The sequence below is a fragment of the Campylobacter sp. RKI_CA19_01116 genome (genome assembly GCF_025771405.1).
Taxonomy (GTDB): domain Bacteria; phylum Campylobacterota; class Campylobacteria; order Campylobacterales; family Campylobacteraceae; genus Campylobacter_D.
The window spans coordinates 1-25,434 of sequence record NZ_JAKMQF010000005.1 but is presented as its reverse complement, the minus strand read 5'-3'; the positions used below and the strand labels follow the sequence as shown (position 1 = coordinate 25,434).

28 protein-coding genes and 2 tRNA genes are annotated in these 25,434 nt (G+C 30.3%); 19 read left to right on the top strand and 11 right to left on the bottom strand.

Annotated elements, in window-relative coordinates:
* Positions 1 to 6 precede the first annotated feature (6 nt).
* The 3 genes from L8U41_RS04885 to flgE all read left to right on the top strand — a co-directional run bounded on the left by L8U41_RS04885 (position 7) and on the right by flgE (position 3,652).
* Positions 7 to 354 (top strand): STAS-like domain-containing protein, encoded by a 348-nt coding sequence (locus L8U41_RS04885; protein WP_263663738.1) that lies wholly within the window; start codon positions 7 to 9, stop codon positions 352 to 354.
* The gene (locus tag L8U41_RS04880; RefSeq protein WP_263663739.1) at positions 354 to 869 is read left to right on the top strand and encodes a type II toxin-antitoxin system VapC family toxin; all 516 of its coding nucleotides are present in this window, start codon (positions 354 to 356) and stop codon (positions 867 to 869) included. Before L8U41_RS04885 ends, L8U41_RS04880 begins: the two co-directional genes overlap by 1 nt.
* 323 nt (positions 870 to 1,192) lie before the next feature.
* A complete protein-coding gene (gene flgE, locus L8U41_RS04875; RefSeq protein ID WP_263727975.1) occupies positions 1,193 to 3,652 on the top strand; it encodes a flagellar hook protein FlgE in 2,460 nt (819 codons plus the stop codon).
* Positions 3,653 to 3,996: 344 nt separating this feature from the next.
* Here the strand turns inward: flgE and L8U41_RS04870 are convergent, their stop codons facing one another.
* Positions 3,997 to 5,238: a multidrug effflux MFS transporter gene (locus L8U41_RS04870; RefSeq protein WP_263727974.1), complete on the bottom strand. Its 1,242-nt coding sequence runs from the start codon at positions 5,236 to 5,238 to the stop codon at positions 3,997 to 3,999.
* A 123-nt stretch (positions 5,239 to 5,361) separates the two neighbouring features.
* Between L8U41_RS04870 and L8U41_RS04865 the strand changes: the two genes are divergently transcribed.
* The 12 genes from L8U41_RS04865 to L8U41_RS04810 are packed head-to-tail and all read left to right on the top strand — an operon-like array spanning position 5,362 to position 15,363.
* A complete protein-coding gene (locus tag L8U41_RS04865; RefSeq protein WP_041570315.1) occupies positions 5,362 to 5,631 on the top strand; it encodes a NifU family protein in 270 nt (89 codons plus the stop codon).
* A complete protein-coding gene (locus L8U41_RS04860; RefSeq protein ID WP_263663742.1) occupies positions 5,618 to 6,157 on the top strand; it encodes a histidine kinase in 540 nt (179 codons plus the stop codon). The genes L8U41_RS04865 and L8U41_RS04860 overlap by 14 nt, the downstream gene beginning before the upstream one ends.
* On the top strand, positions 6,141 to 7,424 hold the full coding sequence (locus tag L8U41_RS04855) for a UDP-N-acetylmuramoyl-L-alanyl-D-glutamate--2,6-diaminopimelate ligase (protein WP_263727973.1): 1,284 nt from the start codon (positions 6,141 to 6,143) through the stop codon (positions 7,422 to 7,424). The genes L8U41_RS04860 and L8U41_RS04855 overlap by 17 nt, the downstream gene beginning before the upstream one ends.
* Positions 7,425 to 7,730 (top strand): YbaB/EbfC family nucleoid-associated protein, encoded by a 306-nt coding sequence (locus L8U41_RS04850; RefSeq protein WP_039617208.1) that lies wholly within the window; start codon positions 7,425 to 7,427, stop codon positions 7,728 to 7,730.
* Positions 7,727 to 8,806: a PDZ domain-containing protein gene (locus tag L8U41_RS04845; RefSeq protein ID WP_263727972.1), complete on the top strand. Its 1,080-nt coding sequence runs from the start codon at positions 7,727 to 7,729 to the stop codon at positions 8,804 to 8,806. The genes L8U41_RS04850 and L8U41_RS04845 overlap by 4 nt, the downstream gene beginning before the upstream one ends.
* The gene (locus L8U41_RS04840; RefSeq protein ID WP_263728020.1) at positions 8,806 to 9,651 is read left to right on the top strand and encodes a polyprenyl synthetase family protein; all 846 of its coding nucleotides are present in this window, start codon (positions 8,806 to 8,808) and stop codon (positions 9,649 to 9,651) included. The genes L8U41_RS04845 and L8U41_RS04840 overlap by 1 nt, the downstream gene beginning before the upstream one ends.
* Before the next feature lie 3 nt (positions 9,652 to 9,654).
* Positions 9,655 to 11,559: a transketolase gene (gene tkt / locus L8U41_RS04835; protein ID WP_263727971.1), complete on the top strand. Its 1,905-nt coding sequence runs from the start codon at positions 9,655 to 9,657 to the stop codon at positions 11,557 to 11,559.
* Position 11,560: 1 nt separating this feature from the next.
* Positions 11,561 to 12,661, top strand: coding sequence for an MlaE family lipid ABC transporter permease subunit (locus L8U41_RS04830; protein ID WP_407044197.1), 1,101 nt, complete (start codon positions 11,561 to 11,563; stop codon positions 12,659 to 12,661).
* Complete coding sequence (locus L8U41_RS04825) at positions 12,658 to 13,380, top strand: ABC transporter ATP-binding protein (protein ID WP_263679224.1); 723 nt, start codon at positions 12,658 to 12,660, stop codon at positions 13,378 to 13,380. Before L8U41_RS04830 ends, L8U41_RS04825 begins: the two co-directional genes overlap by 4 nt.
* The gene (locus tag L8U41_RS04820; protein WP_263727970.1) at positions 13,380 to 14,207 is read left to right on the top strand and encodes an MlaD family protein; all 828 of its coding nucleotides are present in this window, start codon (positions 13,380 to 13,382) and stop codon (positions 14,205 to 14,207) included. Before L8U41_RS04825 ends, L8U41_RS04820 begins: the two co-directional genes overlap by 1 nt.
* 1 nt (position 14,208) lies before the next feature.
* On the top strand, positions 14,209 to 14,799 hold the full coding sequence (locus tag L8U41_RS04815) for a hypothetical protein (protein ID WP_263727969.1): 591 nt from the start codon (positions 14,209 to 14,211) through the stop codon (positions 14,797 to 14,799).
* A gap of 42 nt (positions 14,800 to 14,841) precedes the next feature.
* Positions 14,842 to 15,363: a flagellar FLiS export co-chaperone gene (locus L8U41_RS04810; RefSeq protein WP_263702439.1), complete on the top strand. Its 522-nt coding sequence runs from the start codon at positions 14,842 to 14,844 to the stop codon at positions 15,361 to 15,363.
* 31 nt (positions 15,364 to 15,394) lie between these two features.
* On the opposite strand, the gene L8U41_RS04805 is transcribed toward L8U41_RS04810, so the two are convergent.
* The 7 genes from L8U41_RS04805 to L8U41_RS04775 all read right to left on the bottom strand — a co-directional run bounded on the left by L8U41_RS04805 (position 15,395) and on the right by L8U41_RS04775 (position 20,281).
* Complete coding sequence (locus tag L8U41_RS04805) at positions 15,395 to 15,934, bottom strand: superoxide dismutase family protein (protein WP_263727968.1); 540 nt, start codon at positions 15,932 to 15,934, stop codon at positions 15,395 to 15,397.
* A gap of 126 nt (positions 15,935 to 16,060) precedes the next feature.
* Entirely contained in the window at positions 16,061 to 16,318 is a 258-nt protein-coding gene (locus L8U41_RS04800; protein WP_263727967.1) for a zf-TFIIB domain-containing protein, read from the bottom strand.
* Positions 16,319 to 16,366: 48 nt separating this feature from the next.
* The gene (ung, locus tag L8U41_RS04795) at positions 16,367 to 17,056 is read right to left on the bottom strand and encodes a uracil-DNA glycosylase (RefSeq protein WP_263727966.1); all 690 of its coding nucleotides are present in this window, start codon (positions 17,054 to 17,056) and stop codon (positions 16,367 to 16,369) included.
* An 8-nt stretch (positions 17,057 to 17,064) separates the two neighbouring features.
* Complete coding sequence (locus L8U41_RS04790; RefSeq protein ID WP_263727965.1) at positions 17,065 to 18,372, bottom strand: sensor histidine kinase; 1,308 nt, start codon at positions 18,370 to 18,372, stop codon at positions 17,065 to 17,067.
* Positions 18,362 to 19,048, bottom strand: coding sequence for a response regulator transcription factor (locus L8U41_RS04785; protein ID WP_263727964.1), 687 nt, complete (start codon positions 19,046 to 19,048; stop codon positions 18,362 to 18,364). Before L8U41_RS04785 ends, L8U41_RS04790 begins: the two co-directional genes overlap by 11 nt.
* A 1-nt stretch (position 19,049) precedes the next feature.
* Entirely contained in the window at positions 19,050 to 19,466 is a 417-nt protein-coding gene (locus L8U41_RS04780; RefSeq protein WP_263727963.1) for a DUF1104 domain-containing protein, read from the bottom strand.
* A 62-nt stretch (positions 19,467 to 19,528) separates the two neighbouring features.
* Positions 19,529 to 20,281 carry an SIMPL domain-containing protein gene (locus L8U41_RS04775; RefSeq protein ID WP_263727962.1) on the bottom strand — a complete coding sequence of 251 codons (753 nt, stop codon included), beginning with the start codon at positions 20,279 to 20,281 and terminating at the stop codon, positions 19,529 to 19,531.
* Between the two features lie 75 nt (positions 20,282 to 20,356).
* Here L8U41_RS04775 and mutY point away from each other — a divergent pair, with 75 nt between their 5' ends.
* Together mutY and L8U41_RS04765 are read left to right on the top strand one after the other, a co-directional pair.
* Positions 20,357 to 21,400, top strand: a complete 1,044-nt coding sequence (gene mutY, locus L8U41_RS04770; RefSeq protein WP_263728019.1) for an A/G-specific adenine glycosylase — start codon at positions 20,357 to 20,359, stop codon at positions 21,398 to 21,400.
* Positions 21,390 to 22,247 (top strand): radical SAM/SPASM domain-containing protein, encoded by an 858-nt coding sequence (locus tag L8U41_RS04765; protein WP_263727961.1) that lies wholly within the window; start codon positions 21,390 to 21,392, stop codon positions 22,245 to 22,247. Before mutY ends, L8U41_RS04765 begins: the two co-directional genes overlap by 11 nt.
* Here L8U41_RS04765 and L8U41_RS04760 read toward each other — a convergent pair.
* Positions 22,231 to 23,100, bottom strand: a complete 870-nt coding sequence (locus L8U41_RS04760) for a hypothetical protein (protein WP_263727960.1) — start codon at positions 23,098 to 23,100, stop codon at positions 22,231 to 22,233. The genes L8U41_RS04765 and L8U41_RS04760 overlap by 17 nt on opposite strands.
* 171 nt (positions 23,101 to 23,271) lie before the next feature.
* On the opposite strand from L8U41_RS04760, the gene L8U41_RS04755 reads away from it, so the two are divergent.
* Positions 23,272 to 23,359: transfer RNA gene (locus tag L8U41_RS04755), tRNA-Ser, on the top strand.
* Here the strand turns inward: L8U41_RS04755 and L8U41_RS04750 are convergent.
* Entirely contained in the window at positions 23,360 to 24,010 is a 651-nt protein-coding gene (locus tag L8U41_RS04750) for a putative metalloprotease CJM1_0395 family protein (protein ID WP_263727959.1), read from the bottom strand.
* A gap of 117 nt (positions 24,011 to 24,127) precedes the next feature.
* Here L8U41_RS04750 and L8U41_RS04745 point away from each other — a divergent pair.
* Positions 24,128 to 24,204: transfer RNA gene (locus L8U41_RS04745), tRNA-Met, on the top strand.
* 90 nt (positions 24,205 to 24,294) lie between these two features.
* Here L8U41_RS04745 and L8U41_RS04740 read toward each other — a convergent pair.
* Positions 24,295 to 25,434, bottom strand: a 1,140-nt coding sequence (locus L8U41_RS04740; RefSeq protein ID WP_263727958.1) for an Ig-like domain-containing protein, incomplete at its 5' end; no start/stop codon positions are given.

Sequence of the window (25,434 nt, the reverse complement as noted above, 5' to 3'; positions counted from 1 at the left end):
AAAAATATGCAAACAAAAATAATAAATATAAATCAGCTTACAAACAGCCAATGTATCTTATCTGAAGATGGGGAAAAAGTTTTTGCAGAGATAAAAAAAGTATTAGAAACTGAAGATAAAGTAGTGTTGTCATTTAAGGATATTAATATTTTGACGACAGCCTTTTTAAATTCCGCTATAGGAAATTTATACAATGATTTTCGTGAGGAATATATAAAAGAAAAACTTAGTGTTGAAAATATGAAAGATGAAGATAAGGCAATGTTAAAAAGAGTAACAGATAATGCTAAAAATTATTACAAAAACTCTGGTAAAATCAGCCAATCTATAAAAGAAATTTTAGAAGAAGATTAATGTCTGTTATTTATCATTTAAAGGACATTGCTACACTAGATAATAAAAAAATATTTTTCGATACTAATATTTTGATTTATCTTTTTTATGCAAGTGATAGTAAACTACAAGAAGAATGCGCTAGTTTATATAATGAGCTTTTAAAATCAAAAGCTCTGTGTTATACTAGTTTTTTAAATATTTCTGAATTTTATAGTCGTTGTATGAAAATTGAATTTGAAAAGGCAAAAGAGTTAGATGAGCAACTGAAGTATAAAAATTTTAGAAATAGCGAAGAGGGTTCAGAAATAGAAAAAGATATTACTAATATTGTCAAGTTATTGTTAGCAAAATTTTCTCTTGTGATGGTAGATTTTGATAAAAATTTTGTTGCGAAAATTTTAGATAATGAAACTATTGATTTATGCGATAAAGCTTTAGTAGAAATTTGCAAACAAGAAAATATGATTTTATTCACTAACGATAAAGATTTTAAAAATAAAGATCTTAATATTCTTGCATTAAAAAATTTTTAATAAAAGTTAAGCGTGATTTCTCACGCTTAATTAAGCAATATTTTTGAAAAGATTCACTGACTATATCGAGTAATTTTAAAAAAACTTTACACTTTAAAGACATAGTATGCATTTTTATAACAATTTGTTATGAAAATTGTAGACATTAATTTTTGACTAAAAGCTTTATTTCTCCATTATTTTACTAAAATACTTTTGCAATATATGTATTCAATTTAATAACATTTCATTTGTATTTTTGGAACACTTATTGCTTTATATCTGCATAAGCAATAGAAGATTGTGAGATATTCACAAAGCAATATTTTTTAAAGGATTTAATTATGATGAGATCTCTTTGGGCTGGGGTTTCTGGACTCCAAGCACATCAATACGCAATGGATGTAGAAGGTAACAACATAGCCAATGTTAATACATTTGGTTTTAAATATTCTCGTGCGGATTTCTCAACGCTTATGAGTCAAACTTCTAAGATAGCTACAGCTCCAGATGGTAACCTAGGCGGTAAAAACCCTATGCAAGTAGGACTTGGTTCTGGTGTAAATTCTACTACTAGAATTCACTCTCAAGGTAATATCCAAACTACAGATAAAAACACCGATATGGCTATCAATGGTGATGGATTTTTCATCGTTTCAAATGATGGTGGTACTACTCAGTATTATACCCGTGCAGGGGATTTTAAAACAGATGCGGTAGGAAATTTCGTAGATAATAACGGCTATACTGTTCAAGGTTGGAACTATAATCAAGAAACAGGACAAATTGATTCTTCAACCTCAGTAGGTGATATAGTGATTCCACCTGGTATGAGTATGCCTGCTAGACCAAGTACTTCAGTAAGCCTTACAGCAAATTTAGATAGTGGTAATACTCTAGGTGCTAATGCTTCTGCTAAAAGACCTATTTATGCATTAGATTCTACTCATGGTATGAGAAATGACACAGGAACAGTAATAGATGAAAATGATACAGGACATACCGAGTTTTACACTACTTCAAAAAGTGGAGCCCAAGTAACTGAAAAAGGTGTGGATATGGGCGTGGTATTTAATGCTCAAGGTGAGGGTTTAAATTTAAGAAGTGGTCAAGGTATATGGATAAGTTATGCTGATGCTAAACATACTTCAAATGTTAAAATGAATGCTGATTTACCACAAGATCCTTCAAAATGGCAAGCAAATACTGATTATACATTTTGGGGTTTTAAACAACCAGATGGAACAGTTCAAAATGCTGTATTAGATATTACTATTAATGGTGTAAATATAAAAGCAGAAGGTGTGGGACAAGAAACTTTTATCAATGCTATCAATGCTAAGACAGCTGAAACTGGTGTTGTAGCTTCAGTTGTTGATGGACAAATTACTTTTACTAATGATAATAGCACAGGAACCACGGCAAAATCTAAAAATTTAGATATCACTGTAAATGCTGCAACTACAGCAGGTGGACAAGTTAGAGTTCCGCAACTTCCTGGTGATGGAAACAATGTAACTGGTGATCATTTGCAACTTAATGGTGTTGCTCGTAGTGCTTGGTTGGGAACTACTGGTGCAGGCAATGATCAAACAAAAACTACTGTCCAGGTAGTTACAGCCCATGAGTATATTTATAGTCCAAATAATGTAGATATAGGACCAAATCCTAATCCAAATGCTGGTAATCAAGCAGATGCGCATATGCCTAGTGTAAATGGACAAAGAGTTTTTCACACTACAGAAGATTTAAGAGAACTCATGCAAAGAGATGCAAGATGGGGTGTGGACTATGATGGAGATGGTTCTTTAGAAAATTGGACTAATGGTCAAGTTGCAGAAGATGCCAATCCTGGTGTGGAAGTAGTAGTAGAAAGTGATGGTAGATTTAAAATCACAAATCCTAAAGGAGATAATTCTAAGGATATGACTTTTAAAGTTACAGGTTTTTCAGATGAGGTAAATAAAATCGCCACAAATGACAAATTCACAGCGATGTTTAGCGCTCTAGATGGAAATTTCAATGCAGGTAATAATGAAAAATACTCTCAAGATATGTATTTATCAGCTCATACTGCTAGTATAGAAATATTTGATTCATTAGGAACTAGACATGAATTAACTGTGCAATTTACTAAGCAAAGTAAAACAGCAGATGGTGGGGCTGAATGGTCTATCATCATCTCAGTGCCTGAGCCTGCAGAGATAAATTTTAGTGGTGATGGAGCTCCAGGAAACATAGTAGTAGGAAATTTAAGATTTGGTAATGATGGCTCGCTTCAAAGCTATACACCAAATGTGCTAAATTTCACTGGAAATAACGGCTCAAAACCTGATCAAGTTATAAAACTTGACTTTGGGACAACAGGTGGTTTTGATGGTTTAACAAGCTATGATAAAGACTCAGCTACCACTAAACAAGAAACAGATGGTTACACAGGGGGTAACTTAAAGCCAGATGCATTAAGAACTGATGAGAATGGTTATATTTATGGAGAATTTACAAATGGTAAAACTCTAGCTTTAGCTAAGGTTGCTCTAGCTACTTTCCCAAATAATATGGGTCTTGAAGAAATGGGTAATAACCTTTTCAAAGCGACAGCAAACTCAGGAACACCTACTATAGGTCATGCTGGTGAAGGTGGTAGAGGGGGCTTAAAAGGCTCAGCTATAGAAATGTCAAACGTGGATTTAAGTCGTGCATTAACTGAGCTTATCGTAATCCAAAGGGGTTATCAAGCAAACTCAAAAACGATTACCACAAGTGATCAGCTTTTAAATACTTTGCTTCAATTAAAACAATAATTCTAACCCAAGGTTTTTAAAACCTTGGGATCAAGCTTTACAAGGTTATCAAGGTAGCCTTGTAATACTTGATGACCTTGAAGCCTTCAATCTATTGCTAACTCACTTCTTTCTTGCCTTAAGGAGTGAGTAGCATGATTTGCATATCGACAAGTTAAAATAAAAATTTATAAACTTAATTATCTGTTATAGTTTTAATCATTGCAAATTTAAAATATTTTGTTTCGCTATCATGATCAAAAACGCTAAAATTATCAAGAAAAATATAAATATTATTTGTTGATGTAAAGTTTTTTGAAAAAGGTTCGATATAGTCAGTGAATCTTTTCAAAAATATTGCTTAATTAAGCGTGAGAAATCACGCTTAACTTCTTTTTGATTTTATTTAACTTTCTTTTATTGATTAAACTTAGATAAGAAACCAAAGATAAAAATGTACAAGTTCCTAAAATAAGCGATAAAAATATAGGTGTATTAGCATTTAAAAGACTTACTAAAAATGCCATCACTCCTGCCATAGCAAATTGTGCTGCTCCTAAGAGTGCTGAAGCACTGCCTGCATTTTGTTTTGATCTTGCCATAGCTAAAGTGGTGGTATTTGGCAGGATAAAACCCAAACTTGCTATGATTAAACACAAAGGAATTTCAAAAGCCCAAAAACCTAGATCAAAAGTTGCTCCTAAAATGAGCACAAAAGTTAAAAAGGTAATCATCATAAGCGCTCTTGGTAAAACATAATAAGGCGAGAGTTTAAGAACTATCCTTGCGTTTATATTAGCACATACAACAAAACTTAAAGCATGAGCTCCAAAAAGGGCTGCGTATTGTTGAGGGCTGAGTTCAAAAACACGCGTAAAAACAAAAGATGAGCCAGTTAAATAAGCAAAAAATCCTGCAAAGATTAAATTCCCACAAAGTAAATACACCACAAAACGACGATCTTTTAAGATTTTTTTGTAACTTTTTGCAACTTCTTTGTGATTAAATTTCTTACCTTGGGTGTTGAGGTTGCTTTCTTTTAGAGCAAAAATAACAAGTAAAAATAAAATAAAACCTAAGATAAATAATGTCAAAAATATACTACGCCAAGAAAAAAACTCAAGCAAAATCCCACCAAAAGTAGGAGAGAGCATAGGAGCTAAAGAAGTAAAAACCATCATTAAAGCATAAACTCCTGCTGCTTCTTTAAGCTCAAAAACATCATTTACTATAGCTCTTGCTACAACTACACCCACACAACCTCCCAAAGCTTCAAAAAAACGCAAAGCTATAAAAGCATGAATGGAATCAACTAAAACACAAGCAATGCTTGAAGAAATAAAAAGAAAAAGTCCTATATACAAAGGTTTTTTTCTACCATATACATCACTTAATGGCCCATAAAAAAGCTGACCCAAAGAAAAGGCTATAAAAAAACTTGCAAGAGAAAGTTGAGTGTAAAAAGAATTTGTTTGAAAGCTTTTTTCTACCTCATTTAAAGCAGGCAAATACATATCAGTTGAAAGTGGTGCTATAGCAGATAAAAAGCCTAGTATAAAAATGAGTTTGAGCTTTTCAAAACCTTTTATTTGAGTGCGTTTTTGCATAAAAAATCCTAAAATATTTTTACCATTGTATAGCAAAAAGTCTAAAATAAACAATAATTTACATTTTTTAAAGGCAAATAAGATAAAATTAAATTAAAAAACAATCAAGGAAAAGTTATGAATATGCCTTTTAGTGATGAGGAATTAATCGAACCTGTAAAAGCAAGTTTGGCTAAAACTATGCATATTTTAGAAAATGATGGTGGTGGACTTGATTTTTTAGGGGTTAAAAATGGTGTGGTTTATGTGAAGCTAACCGGAGCTTGTCATGGTTGTCCTTCAAGTGGAACGACTTTGAAATATGGCTTAGAAAAACAGCTTAAAATCGACATACACCCAGATATAACTATAGTAAATTTAGCAGGCGGGGAAAGCGAATTTGCAAAATTATAAAAAAATAGCCATAGAATGCTTTTATAAAAAAGATTTTAAAAACGCTAAGATGTATTTTTCTCTTGCTTATGAAAAGCGTAAAAATAAAAGACTTTTAACTTTTATCAACATTTGCGATTTAGCTTTAAAAAGCCCTGAAGAAGCTTTTGTGTTTTTTGAGTTTTTTATGCAAAATTATAAAAATACTAAAGTAGATAAAGATATTGAAAAACTCATTAGTCTTAGTCAAAGTGTGCAGTATGAAGAAGAAAGTGAAGACTTTGAGGGGTTGAGTTATCAAGATTTTTTACTTAGTGAAGCAAAAGTTGGGTTTAAACAAGCTTTGGAAAATGTTATAATATCTAATAAACTTATCATTAATGATAAAGAAGATTTTGTGGATTTTTTAGAAAAACTTTTAGAGCATGGTTATAAAGATATGCTTGTAGCCTATATGGAAGATGTTTCGGTGCATTTTTATTCTAATTATAGATTTATCAAGCTTAGTGAGAAAATCAAGGAATTAAATTATGATAGTAAAGATTAAAAATACTTTCATTTGTGATAATTCTAATGAATGCGAAAAGGATTGTTTTTTCTTAAAAACTGCTCAAAATGAAAAATTTCTTCATCAAGCTTTAGAAAAACAAGCAAAAATTATAAATATAGCTGAGTGCAAGAAACTTTTAAATATAGATGAAAATATAAAAATCATAGGTATTACAGGCACAAATGGCAAGACAACTACTGCAGGGGCTATTTACTCTATCTTGCTTGATTTAGGTTATAAATGTGCCTTGATGGGAACTAGGGGTAGTTTTATAAATGATAAAAATATCTCTCCAAAAGGCTTAACCACTGCTCCTATTTTGCAAACTTTAGAGCTTTTATCTTTAGCAAGTAAGGAAAAATGTGAATTTTTAATTATGGAAGTAAGCTCACATGCTTTGGTACAAAACCGCATTGAAGGGCTTGAGTTTAAGGCTAAAATTTTTACTAATATCACTCAAGATCATTTAGATTTTCATGGAAACTTTCAAAACTACCAAGTGGCAAAAGAAAGTTTTTTTACTGATGAGTGTATGAAATTTATCAATAAAGACGCAAAAGCTATAAATTTTAATGTCAAAGGTGCTTTTACTTATGGAGTAGAAAATCCAAGTTATTATCATATCAAAGCTTATGCTTTAAAAAATGGCATTGAAGCTGTGGTAAATTTTGGCAAAGAAACTTTTATGATTGATTCTTCTTTGGTAGGGCTTTTTAATCTTTATAATCTTTTGGCTGCAAGTGCTTGTGTGAATGAACTTGTTAAGCCAAATTTAAAAGAACTTGAAAAGGCCATTAGTAATTTTGGTGGCATTGAGGGTAGAATGCAAGTAGTTGCAAAAGATGTGATTGTGGATTTTGCTCATACGCCCGATGGTATAGAAAAAGTTTTAGATGCTTTAAAATATCGTGATTTGATTGTGGTTTTTGGAGCGGGGGGAGATAGGGATAAAACTAAGCGTCCATTAATGGCTAAAATTGCCAAACACTATGCCAAAAAACTCATCATCACAAGTGATAATCCACGCTCAGAAGAGCCTATGGGTATCATTAATGATATTTTAAGTGGTATAGAAAAAGATGAGAGTGTTTTTATAGAATGTGATAGAAAAGAAGCGATAAAAAAAGCATTAGAGCTTAAAGCGAAAAATGATTTTGTAGTGATTTTAGGCAAGGGCGATGAGACTTATCAAGAGATTAAAGGAGTAAAATATCCTTTTAATGATAAAGAAGTAGTATTAGAGATATTAAAAGAAGGAAAATAAATGTTTGAAAATATGGATTTTTCTAAAATGGGTGAGCTTTTAACTAAGGCTCAAGAAAAAGCAAATGAATTAGAGCAAGAAGCTTTAAAAAAAGAATTTAGTGCAAAAAGTGGTGGTGGTTTAGTAAAAGTTAGTGCTAATGGAAAAGGTGAAATCATCGATATAAATATTGATGATTCTTTGCTTGAAGATAAAGAATCTATGCAAATTTTATTAATTGCAGCGATGAATGATGTAATGAAAATGGTAGAACAAAATAAAAAATCAATGGCTAGTAATTTATTTAGCGGAATGGGAATGCTATGAGAATTTTACTTTGTATTTTGGGTATAACTGGTGTACTTTTTGCTGTACCAAGACCGACTTTTAATGATTTTTTGGGTTGTTATGAAAAAAATAAAGCTAGTATGTTAATTTATGAAGGCTTACCTGCTTTTGCTTTAAATGAAAACACCCTAGCAGTAGTTAAAACTAAAAATGCAAAATTAAACAGCTATACTAAATATGATCCTTATTTAAATTTATATTTAGTAAAAACTGATTTTAGTTTAATCCCAGCGCCTATGGGAAATGAAGAAGAATTAACACGCAATAGCTGGGTGGGAATTTTAGATAATAATCAAAGCTATATAGGACATTTGAAGTATTTTGGACAAAGTTTAACAGAGCGTGATCAACTTGATTTTACTTCTAAAATCGGAGAGCTTAATTCGCCATGTTGTAAAATGCTTGGTATAAGCTTAGAAGATGGCAAACTTATAGGTAATCGCTATCTAAAACACTTTGCAAAATATCCTGATGTTTATTGGGGTGATATAGGTGTGGATTTTGATATGCGTGATGGCAAAATTTATGTTAAAAATGTACGTAAAAATGGACAATTTTTACTTAATGATGAGCTTGTGAGTGTAGATGGACAAGTTTATGATGATATAAGAAAATTAAATGAGAAAATTTTATTTGCTGATCGTGGTGCAACTTTGTATTTTAATATGCTAAGGGATAATAAAGATGTAAATATTTCTACGACAGTTTTTGATAAAGATTTGGGTATATTTGCTAAACCTAAAAAAGTAGTTCAAGCTAAGCCAACTTCTTTTTATAGCAATTTAGGATTGCGCGTAGATATGAAAATGAATGTTACAGAGGTAACTCCAAATTCTAAAGCACAAATGGCTGGATTTTTAAAAGGAGATAAGATTTTAAGAATTAATAATCAAAAAATCAATAATTTCAATGAGCTTCAAGCCATATTAACTCAAGCTAATACTTTTGATATTTTGGTTTCAAGACAAGCAAGCAATATCCCTTCAGCGAAAAATAATGATTTTGAGCATTTTAATAAAGGATACTTTGACTTTTTTATAAGGCTAAATAAGTGATTTTAGAAAAATTCAAACAGCATTTAGAGCAAAATTTTCCAAAAACTCAAAGCTTCCATCCATTTTTCAATGAAGCTTTAAAATGGATGTTAGAAGCTGGTGGGAAGCATTTTAGAGCCCAACTGCTTTTAGGGATAGTGAATGCTAAAAATCCTGCTTTATTTGAAAAGGCTTTAAATGCGGCTTTGGCTTTGGAATTTATCCACACTTACTCTTTAATACATGATGATTTGCCTGCTATGGATAATGCCTCTTTGCGCAGAGGAAAGCAAACTTTACATAAAAAATATGATGAAACCACAGCTATTTTAGTAGGTGATGCTTTAAATACTCAAGCTTTTTTACTACTTTCTAAACTTGATTTAAAAGAAAATGTTAGATTAAAACTCATAGAAACTTTAGCTTTTAATGCAGGGCTTGGTGGTATGATCATTGGTCAGGCTATTGATTGTTATTTTGAAGATAAACCTTTAAATTTAGAACAAGTTGAGTTTTTGCATATCCATAAAACTGCAAGATTGATTGCAGCGGCTTTAAAAATGGGCTGTGAAATTTGTGAGTTAGATGAAAAAGAATGTGAGCAAATTTATGAAATAGGGCTTTTGATAGGATTAGTTTTTCAAATCAAAGATGATATTATCGATGCGACTTTAGATACTCAAGAAGCAGGAAAGCCAACTCATAATGATTTGCATAAAAATTCTTTTGTAAAACTTTTGGGTTTAGAAGGTGCCAAAAAGGCAAAAGATGATAAAATTGCTTTATGCGAAGAAAAAATGACAAATTTAGATTCTAAGCTTGCCAATGAGCTTCAAATTTTGATTGATAAATATTTAAAAGGTTAAACAATGTTACAAAAACAAGCCAACACTATAAGATTTTTATGTGCGGATATGATACAAAAAGCAAATTCAGGCCATCCAGGTGCACCTATGGGTTTAGCAGATATTATGAGTGTTTTAAGTACTCATTTAGTACATAATCCAAAAGATCCTACATGGTTAAACCGCGATAGATTAGTTTTTTCAGGCGGTCATGCAAGCGCTTTGCTTTATAGCTTTTTACATTTGAGTGGTTATGATGTAAGTTTAGAGGATTTAAAAAACTTCCGTCAATTACACTCTAAAACACCAGGTCATCCTGAAATTTTCACTCCAGGCGTTGAAATTGCTACAGGACCTTTAGGACAAGGCATTGCAAATGCGGTTGGTTTTGCTATGGCGGCTAAAAAGGCGAGTTTACTTTTGGGTGAGGATATTATCAATCACAAAGTATATTGTTTGTGTGGTGATGGGGATTTACAAGAAGGAATTTCTTATGAGGCTTGTTCTTTAGCAGGACTTCATAAACTTGATAATTTAATCATCATTTATGATAGTAATAATATTTCAATCGAAGGTGATGTGGCTATTGCCTTTAATGAAAATGTAAAAGAGCGTTTTAGAGCGCAAAATTTTGAAGTACTTGAGATAGATGGGCATGATTTTGAGCAAATCGATTTAGCATTAAAAACAGCTAAAGAAAGTAAAAAGCCTTGTTTAATTATCGCTCATACTACCATAGCTAAAGGAGCTTTGGAGCTTGAAGGAAGTCATCATTCTCATGGAGCGCCTTTGGGTGAAGAGCTTATTAAAAAAGCAAAAGAGGCTTTAGGTTTTGATCCACAAAAAACTTTTGAAATCCCAGAAGAAGTTAAAATTCGCTTTAATGCCGCAATAGAGCTTGGAGATTTAGCACAAGCTAAGTGGAATCAAAAAGTGCAAAATTTAAATGCAGAAAAACAAGCTTTATTAAAAGAGCTTTTAGAACCTGATTTTTCAAAAATACAATTTCCTGATTTTAAAGGAAAAGATCTAGCTACTAGAGATAGTAATGGTATGATTTTAAATGCTATCGCTAAAGCTTTACCAGGGTTTCTAGGTGGTAGTGCAGATTTAGGTCCTTCAAATAAAACTGAACTTAAAGATATGGGCGATTTCCCAAATGGAAAAAATATCCACTATGGCATAAGAGAGCATGCAATGGCTGCTATATCAAATGCTTTTGCTAGATATGGTTTGTTTTTGCCTTATTGTGCTACCTTTTTTATATTTAGTGAGTATTTAAAACCTGCTGCAAGAATAGCAGCTTTGATGAGGGTTAAACATTTTTTCATCTTTACTCATGATAGCATAGGTGTGGGCGAAGATGGCCCAACACACCAACCTATAGAGCAACTTAGCACTTTTAGAGCTATGCCAAACTCATTGACATTTAGAGTAGCTGATGGGGTTGAAAATGTCAAAGCATGGCAGATTGCACTTAAAACTAATATGCCAAGTGTTTTTGTTTTATCGCGTCAAAAATTAAGCGCTTTAAGTGAGCCTGTTTTTGGAGATGTGGAAAATGGGGCTTATTTATTAGAAGAAAATGCAAATGCACAATTTACACTTTTAGCAAGTGGTAGTGAAGTATCATTGTGTTTAAAAGTAGCTAAGGCTTTAAAAGAAAAAGGTGTGATTGCTAATGTGGTTTCTATGCCTTGTTATGAATTATTTATCGCTCAAGAAAAATCTTATAAAGAAAGAATTTTACAAGGTAAGGTTATAGGCGTGGAAGCTGCAAATTCAAACGAGCTTTATAGAATTTGTGATGAGCTTTATGGTATAGAAAGTTTTGGTGAGAGTGGTAAAGATAAAGATGTATTTGAGCATTTTGGATTTAGTGAGGAAAAATTAAGCTCATATGTTTTAAGTTTATGTAATGAAAAATAAAATCATCAAAGACATTAAAAACCAAGAATGTGTTTTTAGTGTTTTTGGTATATGGGATAAAACTAGCGTAGGAAAATTAGAAAAATTAGATTTTCCTACTCAAAAAAATATTATTTTTGATTTTGCAAATTTAGATTTTATAGACACTGCTGGGATTAGGTATTTTCTAGCTTTAGAAAATGAACTTAAGCAAAAAGGTTTTGAGTTTAGTAGGATAAATCTTAAAAGCGAGCATGCTAAGCTTTTTGAACTTTGTCAAAAACACTATAAAAGTTTTCATAATACTCATGAAAATAAAAAAACAATCAAAGACTTTTTTGAAAATTTAGGAAAAAAGGTTGTTGAATCTTTTACGCTTTTGGTGCAGTTTTTAAATTTCATTGGGCTTATTATTTATACTTGTTTTAAAACACTTTTAAACCCTAAAAAACTTCGCTTTAAGGCATTTTTATATCATGTAGAAAATAGTGCTATTAATGCTTTGCCTATTATTATGCTAACCTCATTACTTGTGGGTGTGGTGCTTGCTTATCAAGCTGCGTATCAACTTGCACAATTTGGAGCTAATATTTATATTGTTGATTTAATGGGAATTTCTGCTACTAGAGAGCTTGCACCGTTAATTAGTGCTATTGTTATAGCTGGTAGGAGTGCAAGTTCTTATACAGCTCAAATTGGAGTGATGAAACTTACTGATGAAATTGATGCGATGAAAACTATGGGTTTTAAAGAAAGTGAATTTATCATTTTACCTAGAGTTTTGGCCTTAGCACTTGCCATGCCTTTAGTGGTAATAGTGGCGGATATTTTAAGCATTATAGGTGGAATTGTAGTTGCTTGGTTTAGTTTAGAAATTAGTGCGAGTGAGTTTATGAGTCGCTTTAAAGAAGCAGTGGAGTTAAAACATATCATCATAGGACTTATAAAAGCGCCCATTTTTGGATTTTTGATTGCTTCTATTGCTTGTTTTAGAGGATTTTTTGTGCAAAAAACCACCGAAAGTATAGGTGTTTATACGACAAAAAGTGTTGTAAATGCTATTTTTTGGGTGATAGCTTTTGATGCGATTTTTTCTGTATTTTTAACAAAGGCTGGATTTTGATTATAAAGGCTAAAAATATCAGCACTTATTTTGGAAGTAAATGTGTGCATGAGGATATTAGTTTTGAAGTACAAGATAATGAAATTTTTGGCATTTTAGGTGGTAGTGGTAGTGGCAAATCTGTACTTTTAAGACAAATGTTAATGCTTGAGCATTTTGATAAGGGTGAGTATGAAATTTTAGGCAAGAGATTAAAAAATATAAGCGATGAAGATGCTTTATTTTTACAAAAACAATGGGGTGTTGTTTTTCAATATGGAGCATTATTTAGCTTTTTTAATATACTTGAAAACATTAGTATACCTTTAGTTGAATATACAAAGCTTAGCAAAAACGATATCAAAGAAATAGCCATGATGAAGCTTAAAATGGTGGGACTTGATGAGAGTGTAGCTAAGCTTTATCCAAGTGAATTAAGCGGGGGTATGAAAAAAAGAGTGGCTATAGCTAGAGCTTTGGCACTTGATTCTAAATTGCTTTTTTTAGATGAGCCAACTTCAGGACTTGATCCTTATAGTTCAAGAGAATTTGATGAGTTGCTTTTGAGTTTAAAACAAAGCTTTAAATTATGTGTGGTTTTAATTACTCACGATAAAGAAAGTATGAAAAATGTATTAAACCGCTTTTTGATTATAGAGAATAAAAAAGTTGGTTTTTTAGGAAATGTTGAGACTTTACAAGAGCAAAATCCAAGACTTTATGAGAGGTTTATGCAATAATGGAAAATAAAGCAAATTATATTTTGATTGGAATTTTTGTTAGTATATTATTTTTTATTAGCTTGTTTTTTATAGTGTGGTATGGGAATTTAAAAGATGAAAAATCTTTTAAATATTATGAAATTTATATGGAAGAATCAGTTGCAGGGCTTAGCGTCAAAGCTCCGGTTAAATTTTTAGGGGTTGATGTTGGAAGTGTTGAAAATATCAGCATAGATAGTTCAAGCAATCAACTAAGAGTGAAAATCTTAGTCAAGCTTGATTCTGATTTAGCGGTTAAAACAGATACTTATGCAAGCTTACAAATTCAAGGTATAACAGGATTTAAGTTTATTCAGCTTGCAGGGGGTAGTGAGGAAGCTAGTGTTTTAAAAGCAGATGGTGATGTATATCCTATTATAAAATCAAAAGAAAGTTTTTTTGCAAGCATAGATAAACAAACATCAAATTTATTAGAATTAATTACCAGTTCAAAAATAAAACTAGAAAGTCTCTTAAGTGATAAAAATTTAAAAAACATAGAGCGTATTTTACAAAATACATCCGAGTTTTCTGCGTATTTAAATACTAAAGCACCAGTATTTTTGGAAAATTTAAATAAAACAAGCTCTAAACTTGGTAAAAGTTCAGATGATTTTTCAAATTTTTTAAATAATGCCAATGGTCAACTTAATGAGTTTAATAAAAGTAGAATGCTTTTAAATGAAAATTTAGATATTTTAAGAGTTTTGTTTTTAGATTTTACACAATTATTAAAAAATTTAAAGCAAAATCCTTCAGATGTGATTTATAAAGATAAAGCCATTCAATATGCTCCAGGAGAATAAAATGAAATTTTTATATATTAGTTTAGTAGCTATTTTTTTTAGTGCTTGTTCTTTGATTAGTCCAAATCAAACTTTGCCTGCAAATAAATATTTTAGTATTAATTTAGAAAAGCTAGAGCAAAGTCAAAATAAAAAAAACGCAACTATTATAGTTTCTTTACCTAAGGGCTTATCTTATACTAATGAAATTTTTTATAAAAAAAATCATGTTGTTAATGCTTATGCTTATCATTTTTGGAAAGAAAATCCTGCTTTAATGATTAAAACTTTTTTGGAATTTCATTTGCAAGATTTAGGAGTATTTAAAGCGGTTTTAAACCAAGATAGTCTAGCTAGTGCTGACTATGTTTTAGAAAGTAAAGTAGATATTTTAGAGCAAGATTTTAGTGATGAGGTGCATTCTAAAATAAAATTAGGCATTAATTTAAATTTGGTGCAAATAAACACTAAAAAACTTATAGCAAGTAAGTATTTTTACTACGAAAAAGAATTAAATGATAATAATCCCCAAAATTTAATCCAAAATTATGATGAGGTTTTTTTACTTTTTGCTAAAGATTTTAGAGTTTGGGTAGATCAAAATTTGGAATAAAAAATGCTTTTCTTGTTGTAGCAATAACAAGGAAGGTGTATTATGAGAGATGAATTAGAAATCTTACAAAAGCATTTAGGACAAGTAGGTTCAAATATAGATGGTGCAAATTTAAAGCATCAAACACAAAAATTTAGCGAAGATATTACCGATGCAAATGATTTTGTTGGTGCTTTGCAAATTTTAGATTCTTCGTTGAAAAAAATTTCAAAACTTTTAGAAGATAAAAATTATGAAGATGTGCAAGATAAAGTATTAATCGCAAGTGAAAGTTTAAAAATAGTAGATAATTGCTCGTTTTTAGGAAATGCTTTATTTGATAATAATTATAATGTAAATGTAGGCTCAAAGGCTTTTGCTTTTGAAATTTACAACCCTTTAAAAATTTTAGAAACTAGTGATTATGAGGGTATGAAAGCTTATATAATAGATAAAAGAGAAGAAATAGCTTCTATGCTTGGTGAGCTTGCAGTGGCTATTGCTACTTATAGTCCTAGTCAAAGTTTTGGCGGATCAAGCCATGATTTTATGAATGATTTAGATTTTACTAAGCTTTTTAAATAATACTAAAGGCAAAAAGCCTTTAGTATGTGTTTTATTTAATAACTCCACAAGCCATTCTAGCGCCACCACCGCCAAGTGCTGCAGGATGATCGCTATGATTATCTCCTCCAAAATGTATCATTAAAGAGTGATTTTTAAGCTCATCAAGAGTTTTGATTTTTGGTGCTAATACAGGATTAGTTGCTTTGCCATCTTTTTCTACATAAAGTGGTGGTAAATCACCTCTGTGGCCTCTATCATCCCATGGGCTTGAGTGTGCGTCAGTTTTTTCAGGATCCCAGTGACCACCAGCTTTCATACCTAAACCCTTATCGGTTGCTCCACAATCAGCGTTTGCATGAACATGAAAACCATGAATTCCACTTTCTAAACCTTGAAGATTTGGGTAAAACGCTACCCCATAAGGAGTTTGTACTGCTACTACTTCACCTGCGTTTTTGTTGGCATTTTTATCAAGAATTTCCATTTTGATAACTAGATGATCTTTTTGTGCTTTTGGATTAAAATTTTCCAAATTTGCCCCAATTAAAAAACTTGATGCTAGTAAAGATCCTAGAATTATTTTTCTCATTTTCTCTCCTTTTGTTAAAAATTATTTTATTGTAGCATATATTATTAATAAAAAGTATTTTTTGATAAATAAAAATAATATAGAAGTAAAAATGATGGTTTAAGTAAAACTTTTAAGCCTTTTGGCTTAAAAGTCAAATAATTCTCCAAGCCAACTTTCTTTTTTCTTGTATTTATAACCATTGTTATGATGATAGTTTGCTTGTTGGTTGTAATTTGGTTGTTGAGATTGTTGTGGCGTACTTTGAGATGTACTTCTTTCTATGATTTTATCAAGTTCACCACGATCAAGCCAAACACCACGGCATTTTGGACAATAATCAATCTCAACCCCATTTCTTTCACTCATTAATAAAGCTGTATTTGCACAAACTGGGCAATTCATATTTATCCTTTATAAAAATTTTCCTAAAGTATATAGGTTTAAAGTAAATTATGAGTTTAAGTCCCAATCAATAGGACTTTTGCCAAGTTTTAATAAAATTTCATTACTTTTTGAAAAATGTTTGCAACCTAAAAAAGCATTCCTTGCTAAAGGTGAAGGATGTGCTGCTTCTAGGATAAAGTGTTTTTGAGGGTTGATTAAAACTTTTTTATTTTTAGCATAATTTCCCCAAAGCAAAAACACTAATCCCTCTTTTTCATCGCTAAGTTTTGATATAACTGCATCGGTAAATTTTTGCCAGCCAAAATGTGCGTGCGAAGTAGGTTTGTTTGCTTCTACGCTTAAGATAGAGTTTAAAAGTAAAATTCCTTGTTTAGCCCATTTGCTAAGATCTCCATGTCTTGCTATAGGAATGTTTAAATCATCTTGTAATTCTTTGTAGATATTAAGTAAAGATGGGGGAATTCTAACTCCTATTGGTACGCTAAAGCTTAAACCCATAGCTTGATTTGGGTTGTGATAAGGATCTTGTCCTAAAAGTATGATTTTTAAATCCTGTAAAGGAGCTAGGTTAAATGCATTAAAGATTAAATTTGCTGGCGGATATATAGTTTTTCCTTCGTTTAAGGCATTGATATAATGAGTTTTTATCTCTAAAAAATAAGGTTTTAAAAACTCATCTTTTAAAAATTCTTTCCAAGTTTGTTCTATTTTTATTTTTTCTAAACAAATATCCATTTTTATCCTTACCAAGAAAGTATAAACTCACTTCCCTCATTTTCTTTGCTTAAAACTTTAATGTTGATATTGTTTTTATCAGCTATTTGCTTGACTAAGTTTAAACCTATGCCAAAGCCACCTTGATCTTGATTAAAGCGTTTATAGCGTGTAAAAATTTGAGCTATTTCCTTAGTACTCATACCTTGACCTTCATCTTTAATGTTAAGTGTTTTTTCTTTTAAGTAAATATAGATTTTTTTATGAGCATTGGTGTATTTTATGGCATTGCTTAAAAGATTATCGATTAAAATTTGTATTTCTTCTTTATTGGCATAAAAGTTTTGCTCTAAAAGATTTTTTTCAATGATGAGATTTTTTTGGGCGATTAAAGTTTCAAAGTATTCTAACCTTTGTTCCAAAAGCTCTTTTAAATTGATATCTTCTTTTGTATTTTCTTTTTGCAAGAAAAAATTCAAGGCTATGAGATTTTGATAGATGTGGTTTAAATTTTTACTTGCTAGTTTGATATGATTTAGTTTTTTTATGTTATTTGGATTTAAATTTGTATCATCAAATTTTTTAATACTAGCTAAAATCACACTTAAAGGTGTATTAATTTCGTGCGTGGTATCTTTGATAAAATCATTCAGTGCTTTAAATTGTTCTTTGATATTTTTAAAGACAAGCAAAATGAGTATATAAGCAATTATAGCAAGTAGTAAAATGCATATAAGCGTATAAAAAATAGTTTTTAATTTTAATTTCCAAAGTTCATCGGCAAAATCATTGATGTCTAGATTATTATAATTATCTTTGCGGTATTGCTCTTTTTTAAAACCAAGATCATCAGTTTCTATAATGATATGAATATTTTTATGTCTTAAGAAATGAGAATGGTGTTTTGGTTTTTTTAGATTACTTGTGTCTATATAGGTGTTGAGATTTCTAATCCTTGAAAAATCTATAAATAATCTTTTGTTTTCATTGTAAATAAAATCATTTTTTTTAAGTTGTGTTAATATTTTTAAAGCATCGAAAGTTAAATTGCTAAAAATAACTTGGTTATTTGCGATAATGGCAAATTGAGTGTTGAGTCTTTTGGATATATAGGAAAAATCTTCTTGATTTAAATATGTTCTATCGTGTCTTGCTTCGATGATATTTTGCAAAATATAATTATAGTGAGTGTATGAATGTGTTATTTGATTTAATCGTATGTAGTTTGCTTCTTTTTGATAAAAAGTGATAAAAAAAATTGTTAGAAATACACCACTTGTGATGATATAAAGGGCTAGAATTTTAAAAATAGTATTATTAAAATTTTCACTTTTCATTTTCTAGCCTTATGGCATAGCCTATGTTTCTTTGGTTGATAATAAGATCTTTGCCAAGAATTTTTCTTAAATTTTTTACATAAACTCTAAGGCTCATAATTGCTGGCTCTTCATCCAAACTCCAAATTTCATCAAAAATGGTTTCTATGCTTACAAAGTGTGGGCGTTTTTTTAAAAGCAAGGCTAAGAGCTCTTTTTCTTTGTTGGTAAGATTGATGATTGTTTTATCTTGATAAAGAGTTTTATTAAGCGGATCAAAAGAAATATTTTTTGAGGAGTTAAGCAAAATCAAATCTTCTTTTTGGTGACTAAAATTTCTTTTAATGATATTTTTGACACGGATAATTAATTCATCTATGTCAAAAGGTTTTTTAACATAATCATCACAACCTGATAAAAATCCTTGTTTTACATCATCAAGCATAGATAAAGAAGTTAAAAATATAGCAGGGGTGTTTTTAGCACTTTCTCTTAATTCTTTTAAAACTTCAAAGCCGTTGCCTTTTGGAACTTTAACATCAAAAATCCAAAGATCAAAATTTTCTTCATAAGCTTTTTCTAGTGCCTCTTGTGCATCATATACACAAGAGACTTTAAAGCCCTCATCACTTAAGGCTTCATCTATAATTTCATTTAAACTTAAATCATCTTCTAAGAGCAGAATTTTTGCTGCCATTTTATCTCATCGGACAATTTGCATGGTGCGCTCTTAAACCATGATGATTTTTATGGGAATGGGTGTTATTGTAATGGTGCAAATTTAACTCTCTTATTTCTTTGCCACTCATTTCATCGGTTAGTTTTTGCATATCTTCTTGAACGATAGCTCTTCTTTGGTTTCTTTCTTGAGTAGAAAGTTTAGAGATGTTTTCGTGTAAATTAGCCCTAAATTGTTGATGAAAATCTTTTGCATCTTTGTATTTCATTTCATTCATTCTTTTTTTCATCTCAATAACCAAATCAGCTTGATCTTGCGCTTTTACACTTTTTGCAAGATTTAAAATCTCATCATTACTTTTTTTAGAAAAATCAGCTCCTAGGGCAAATGAAGCAGCCAAAGAACCCACGATAAATAAACTTACAATTTTTTTCATTGTTTCTCCTTTAAATTAATGATGAGAAATTATAAAAGCTCAAAATAAAGCCAAAATGAAATTTATTGACAAATAAAAAGCACATTAGCTCTTAAATTTTGTTTTTCACTTTTAATAATAGGCAATACAACACTATCTGCACTAGCTGCTAAACTTGGAGCATTGTGTTTGATGTTGCAACTATCAAAATGAATGTTTTTTATCATGCAAGTTTTTGCTAGAGTTTTAGAATAATATTGAGCCTTTTCAAAAGCTTTTTTAAATGCAAGATCATATAAATCTTCTTTATTTGCTTCTAAAATAGCCTCATCAAAACCAGCTTGCAAAGCTTTGGTGTTAAAAGAAATTAAAGTATTAGTAGTGCTAATACTTTCTATATCTTTTATAAGATTTTCATAGTCTTTATTTTTGTTTTGCGGGATTTGACAAGCAAAATTAGAGTGCAATCTATATCCATTTAGCGTTTTTACTCCTTGATAGTAATTATAACTTGGTTCTAAAGTATAACTTCCACCTTTGCAATAATTTTCTTTAGCAATACGATCTGAGATTTCTTTAAATGTTTTAGCAATATGATTTTTTTCTTCACTAGAAACAATGGTTTTTTTACTAAGTTCTTCGCTAGCACTAAAATTTAAAGTAGCATTAAAGATATTTGGCATGATTTCATTAGATACTTCTATGCTTCTTGAAAATTCTATATTTTGTTTATCGTGATTTTTTAAGCCTAAAAATTCAGTGTTAAAAACTACTCCTAGTACGAATAATACCAAACAAAGTAGTCCTAAGCCTAAGCCTTTTAAAAAACTTTTCATTTTTGCTCCTTTTTAAAAATATTTTTTAATTTTAACATAAAGCCTTTAAGAATAGATTGTATAATTTTTTTAAAAATAAAGAAAGTTTTAATGCAAAAAATTCATGAAAATATTTTGAAATGGTATGATCAAAATGGTAGGAAAAGTCTTCCTTGGCGTATTTTGCATGATGAGTGGAAAAAATACGCTAAAGCAGATGATTTAGAAAAATTAAAAAATATTGATATTGCTTATGCTGTTTATGTTAGTGAGATTATGCTTCAGCAAACTCAGGTAAAGAGTGTTTTGCAAAATTATTATTTTCAGTTTTTAGCTAAATTTCCTTCTTTAAAAGCACTTTCTATGGCAAGTGAAGATGAGGTTTTAAAAGCTTGGCAAGGACTTGGGTATTATACTAGAGCTAGAAATATGCACAAATGTGCAAAAATTTGTGTGCAAGAATTTGATGCAAAATTACCATTTGATATTAAAGAGCTTCAAAAACTTCCTGGTATTGGAGAATATACAGCCGGAGCTATAGCTTGCTTTGGTTTTTTGCAAGCTAAGTCTTTTGTGGATGCAAATATAAAAAGAGTTTTGAGTAGATTTTATAGTTTGCAAAATCCAAGCTCTAAACTTTTAACACAAAAGGCAAAAGAATTTTTAAACTATGATAATGCATTTGATCACAATCAAGCTTTGTTAGATATAGGGGCTTTGGTTTGCTTGCCTAAAAATGCAAAATGCAAGCTTTGTCCTTTAGAAAGCTTTTGTAGTGGAAAAAATGAATATGAAAAATTTAACCTAACTAAAAAAATTCAATACAAAAATACTATTTTAAAAATACTTATAGTACAAAAAAACGAGCAGTTTTTACTCATTAAGAGTCAAGAAAAGTTGTATTTTAATTTATATAATTTTTTAGAATACAAAAACCAAAAAAAAGCAAAATTTATAGGAGAATTTAAGCATTCTTATACCAAATACAAAATCAATGCTAAGGTATATTTTTTAAAAGATGATGATTTTGAAGATTTAAAAGCTAAAGCTTTTGCTTATAAAGAATTAGAGTATATCACGCTTTCAAAACTTGCTTTAAAGGCATTTGAGCTTTTTAAAAAGAGCGATTATGCATTTTGAGAAAATTTATATAGAATTAAGTGATATTTGTGGGCTAAAATGTGATTTTTGTCCTAGCCAAAAAGCCCAAAGAAAACAAATGAGCCTTGAAAACTTTGAAAAAATTTGCAAAAGCGTGCATAATCATGCCAAGCTTTTTACTTTCCATGTGCTTGGAGATCCTTTAAGGGTTTTAAATTTAAAAGAGTATTTAAAAATAGCTTTAAAATTTAATATGCAAATAGAGCTTACTACGAGTGGGTTTTATTTTGATGAAGAAAAAATCAATCTTGTTTTAAGTTTTAAAAATATCCACCAAATTAATATCTCTTTGGGTGCTTTTTTATCCCAAAGCAAAATGAGTTTAAAAGAATATTTTGAACCTATTTTGAAACTTATTTTTTTACACTTGGAAAATAAAAATAATTCTTTTATCAACTTAAGACTTTGGAATTTAGATAAAAATTTCAATCCACCTTTAGAAAATGAGAAAATTTATGATTTTTTAGAGCAAATTTTTAAAATAAAAATTCAAAAGCAAAAAGTTAAAAATCGCTTAGAAAGACATATTATCTTACACCAAGCTAGACTTTTTAAATGGCCTTCTTTGAAAGATGAGATTATTAGAGAGAATGGATATTGTCATGCTTTAAATGGACAAATTGCTATTTTAAGTGATGGGACTTTAGTGCCTTGTTGTTTGGATACTAAAGGGGATATAAAACTTGGAAATTGCTTTGAAAAAGATCTTAATGAGCTTTTAAATTCCTCTTTATATATAGAACTAAAAGAAGGTTTTAAACAAGGAATTTTAAAAGCCGAGCTTTGTAAAAGGTGTGAGTTTTTAGAGGCTAAAAACCTAAACTAACTTCATCTTCATCATTGATTTGATGATTTGTATCCAAGTCTTGTTTTGTTTCTTCTTGATGGTCTTTAGAATGTTTAAAAATATCTTCAGTAATTTTTGTAGCAATACCTCTAAGAGCTTTTTGTCTACTTGAACCACTTGTAGAGCTCATTTTAAACTCTAAAGTATTAGAAGATTTGCTTTCATTTGTAGCAAATTCTATTAAGCGATAATCAATGATAATATCATAAGATTGAGTGTTGCTTTCATTTTGTATTTGTTGTATTTTTGGATTTAAAATGAGTAAAAAATCAGCTTCTAAAGTCTTATAAAGCTTTACAAGTTCTTCATCGCTTGAATTTTTGGAAAGCAAAAATTTTTCCTGATTATAAAGATCAAAATTTGTTTTGTCTAAGATTTTAAATTTTTTATTCTGAAGTAAAACACTTAAAAGTTCTTGTTCAAATTTGGCTGAAAGTCCAGTTTTGATTCTATTAATGATGATTAGAGAGCTTTTGTTTTCAAGACTTTTGTCGCTATAAAGTTTTTTATAGATTAAAACTTTTGCATGAAATTCACTTTGATTTGTTTGAGTTAGAGACTTTATATCATAACTATTAAAAACACCATTACTAACAAAGTCAAGTTCTTCATCATAACCTATATTAAAATTTCCATTAAAATTAAATTCAAATTTTTTTAATTTGACTTGTTTTAAACCTTCTGTTTTTCCCAAGGCATCATTAATAGCATTTTTAATCGCTTCGCTTCTTGTACTTCCAAAGCCTTCTCCAAGGCTTTCTTTGTTTAAAACAGCCTGTGCTTGATAAGTACAAACAAGACTTAAAAAAAGTATAAGTAGTTTTTTTATCATAACTATTCTCTTTTTGTTTTTAAATAATAAAATAAATATTTTATTTTTATTTTAACATTATAAAGTTTAATCATATCTTGACTGCAAATTTTATACTCAAGATTAAATACCCAGAAAGTCTATAAAATTTTTATTATAAATTTAAAAAAATAAGTTATAATTTTTAATTTTAGAGAGGTGTCCGAGCGGTCGAAGGAGCACGCCTGGAACGCGTGTGTGGGGCAACTCACCGAGGGTTCGAATCCCTTCCTCTCTGCCACTATGCACTTTTGTTATACTGACTTCCTATGTAATCTTGTGATACATTTTGTGTGTATGATTTTATAGCTTTGGAATTTGAATTTGTTTTTTCCTCATTCTCATTTTCGCTTTTTTCATTTTGTGCTTTTAACTCTTCTGCCTTTATTTTAGCTTGTTCAGCGCGTGCGTCATTTTGCATTTGCATAGCATTAGCTGCTACTTTGTAATCTTGTGGGCTAGGATCAGCTGGTGCCATAGCTGCAGCAATTACTTGCATTGCATTTGCTATAGTTTCTTCAGGAGTATTACCTTTTTGCATTCTTATAGGCACTTCCCCTTCGACTGCATACATTTTATTATCAGGACCTCTTGTATAGCCAAAGCTCGCAGCACCGGCTAAAGCTCCACCAGCTGCTTGGTGGGCTGCTTCATGAGTTCTTACTTCTCTGTCGATTTTTTCAAGTTCTTGTACTTGTTTTACCTCTTCAGCGCTTAAGTCTTTACCGTTGACTTTTTGAGTTTTTTCTTCTTTTTCTTGATTGTTTTTATTTTCTTTTGTTTGCTGTGGATTTTCTTTTTCAGAAATGTTTTCTTTGATTTCTTCTTTGTCTTTGTTTTGATAAGGATTTTGTGTATAAAAAGCATTGTTATAACTTGAGCTTATTTGCATAAAAATCCTTTCTAATATAATTTCATATTTTTATCACAAAAAAGTTGAAAAATTTATAAAATAAATGTTTTATAAAATGTTAAGCAAAATAAAGTATAATTTTAACTTCTTTTTTATGTCAGGGTAGCTCAGCTGGCTAGAGCGCTGGTCTCATAAGCCGGAGGTCGGGAGTTCAAGTCTCCCCCTTGACACCACTAGAGTGTTATTTTTGCAAATTAAATTAAGAAATTTATTAAAGAAAAGTATTTAACACCCTTGTATATAAACAAAAGGTGTGTAGAATGCTAGTGCCAATCTAAAATTTTAATTTTCTCTGTTGTATTATAGGAAATACCAGAGCCTTTTGTTCTATTTTTTATGTACCCATATTTTAGAGTGAAAAAATGATCCCCTATATCTTTAGCACTAACTCCTTTGAAGGTTACGCTTGCATGTCCGTTATCGTCTGCTTTTATATCTTGTGAGTAAGGAATTATATAGGCTGAAACAATAAATATATTAGTTCTTGGGCCACAATTTTCAAAATCTATAACAAATGGCATTCCTTCTATGACGCTTTTTTCCTGGCCTTTTGAATTGGGGTATATTACATTGGGTGTAAAATCATAAAATAATTTTTTAGAATCAGAATAGCCACTGCAATATACAAATTTAATTACAGGATCAGTATACAAAGGAGTTTTAGATATTATAGTAACTGTTGCTATTCCTTGCTCGTTGAAAGTCTTATCTGATTCAACTATATTAGCATCTCCATAAACATCCCATTCTATTTTAGTATTTGGTTTTCCATCTTTTACAGTTAATGTTGTTTTTTCTCCAACCTTTCCTGTGATTAAATCAGGAGAATCTATAAATTTAGGAATATATTGATAAAGATAAAGTTGTACATTGACTGTATCCATTTTGGCAAAGTCTTTATAATATTTAATTGAAAAACTTAAAGACTTGATATGATAATTATCAACTTTGTAAAATTCCAAAACAGCTTCACCTTTTTCATTTGTAACATAAGACATTTTTTTTGGAATCGCAGAATGTGGATCTATTATTTGTATTGAAGATTTTGGTTTTAATCCGCTTACCTTGATATTGAAATCTTTTTCATAATCGATGGTTTTTTCTTGTCCTTTAAAGCTAGGATATTCTATTTGAGGAGTATAAACATGATGTTTAAAAGCAATCGTCTTACTTATCTTTTGATTCATTGCTTCAGCACTAATAATTAATTGTTTTTCATAAGGAGATTTTGTATCAATCGTCATTGACGCCCAGCCATCTTTATCAAATTTATCATCCATTTTCCTTATAACACCATCTCCACTTAAACCCCATGATACTTTAACACCTTCTTTCCCACCATATAAAGGAATTTGTATTATAGTTGAACTTTCGATAACATCCGGAAGATTTCTAAAAAATAG

Coding starts and splice junctions, on each gene's coding strand:
- L8U41_RS04885 (WP_263663738.1), top strand. CDS start 7: ATGCAAACAAAAATAATAAATATAAATCAGCTTACAAACAGCCAATGT.
- L8U41_RS04880 (WP_263663739.1), top strand. CDS start 354: ATGTCTGTTATTTATCATTTAAAGGACATTGCTACACTAGATAATAAA.
- flgE (WP_263727975.1), top strand. CDS start 1,193: ATGATGAGATCTCTTTGGGCTGGGGTTTCTGGACTCCAAGCACATCAA.
- L8U41_RS04870 (WP_263727974.1), bottom strand. CDS start 5,238: ATGCAAAAACGCACTCAAATAAAAGGTTTTGAAAAGCTCAAACTCATT.
- L8U41_RS04865 (WP_041570315.1), top strand. CDS start 5,362: ATGCCTTTTAGTGATGAGGAATTAATCGAACCTGTAAAAGCAAGTTTG.
- L8U41_RS04855 (WP_263727973.1), top strand. CDS start 6,141: ATGATAGTAAAGATTAAAAATACTTTCATTTGTGATAATTCTAATGAA.
- L8U41_RS04850 (WP_039617208.1), top strand. CDS start 7,425: ATGTTTGAAAATATGGATTTTTCTAAAATGGGTGAGCTTTTAACTAAG.
- L8U41_RS04845 (WP_263727972.1), top strand. CDS start 7,727: ATGAGAATTTTACTTTGTATTTTGGGTATAACTGGTGTACTTTTTGCT.
- tkt (WP_263727971.1), top strand. CDS start 9,655: ATGTTACAAAAACAAGCCAACACTATAAGATTTTTATGTGCGGATATG.
- L8U41_RS04820 (WP_263727970.1), top strand. CDS start 13,380: ATGGAAAATAAAGCAAATTATATTTTGATTGGAATTTTTGTTAGTATA.
- L8U41_RS04815 (WP_263727969.1), top strand. CDS start 14,209: ATGAAATTTTTATATATTAGTTTAGTAGCTATTTTTTTTAGTGCTTGT.
- L8U41_RS04810 (WP_263702439.1), top strand. CDS start 14,842: ATGAGAGATGAATTAGAAATCTTACAAAAGCATTTAGGACAAGTAGGT.
- L8U41_RS04805 (WP_263727968.1), bottom strand. CDS start 15,934: ATGAGAAAAATAATTCTAGGATCTTTACTAGCATCAAGTTTTTTAATT.
- L8U41_RS04800 (WP_263727967.1), bottom strand. CDS start 16,318: ATGAATTGCCCAGTTTGTGCAAATACAGCTTTATTAATGAGTGAAAGA.
- ung (WP_263727966.1), bottom strand. CDS start 17,056: ATGGATATTTGTTTAGAAAAAATAAAAATAGAACAAACTTGGAAAGAA.
- L8U41_RS04790 (WP_263727965.1), bottom strand. CDS start 18,372: ATGAAAAGTGAAAATTTTAATAATACTATTTTTAAAATTCTAGCCCTT.
- L8U41_RS04785 (WP_263727964.1), bottom strand. CDS start 19,048: ATGGCAGCAAAAATTCTGCTCTTAGAAGATGATTTAAGTTTAAATGAA.
- L8U41_RS04780 (WP_263727963.1), bottom strand. CDS start 19,466: ATGAAAAAAATTGTAAGTTTATTTATCGTGGGTTCTTTGGCTGCTTCA.
- L8U41_RS04775 (WP_263727962.1), bottom strand. CDS start 20,281: ATGAAAAGTTTTTTAAAAGGCTTAGGCTTAGGACTACTTTGTTTGGTA.
- L8U41_RS04765 (WP_263727961.1), top strand. CDS start 21,390: ATGCATTTTGAGAAAATTTATATAGAATTAAGTGATATTTGTGGGCTA.
- L8U41_RS04760 (WP_263727960.1), bottom strand. CDS start 23,100: ATGATAAAAAAACTACTTATACTTTTTTTAAGTCTTGTTTGTACTTAT.
- L8U41_RS04750 (WP_263727959.1), bottom strand. CDS start 24,010: ATGCAAATAAGCTCAAGTTATAACAATGCTTTTTATACACAAAATCCT.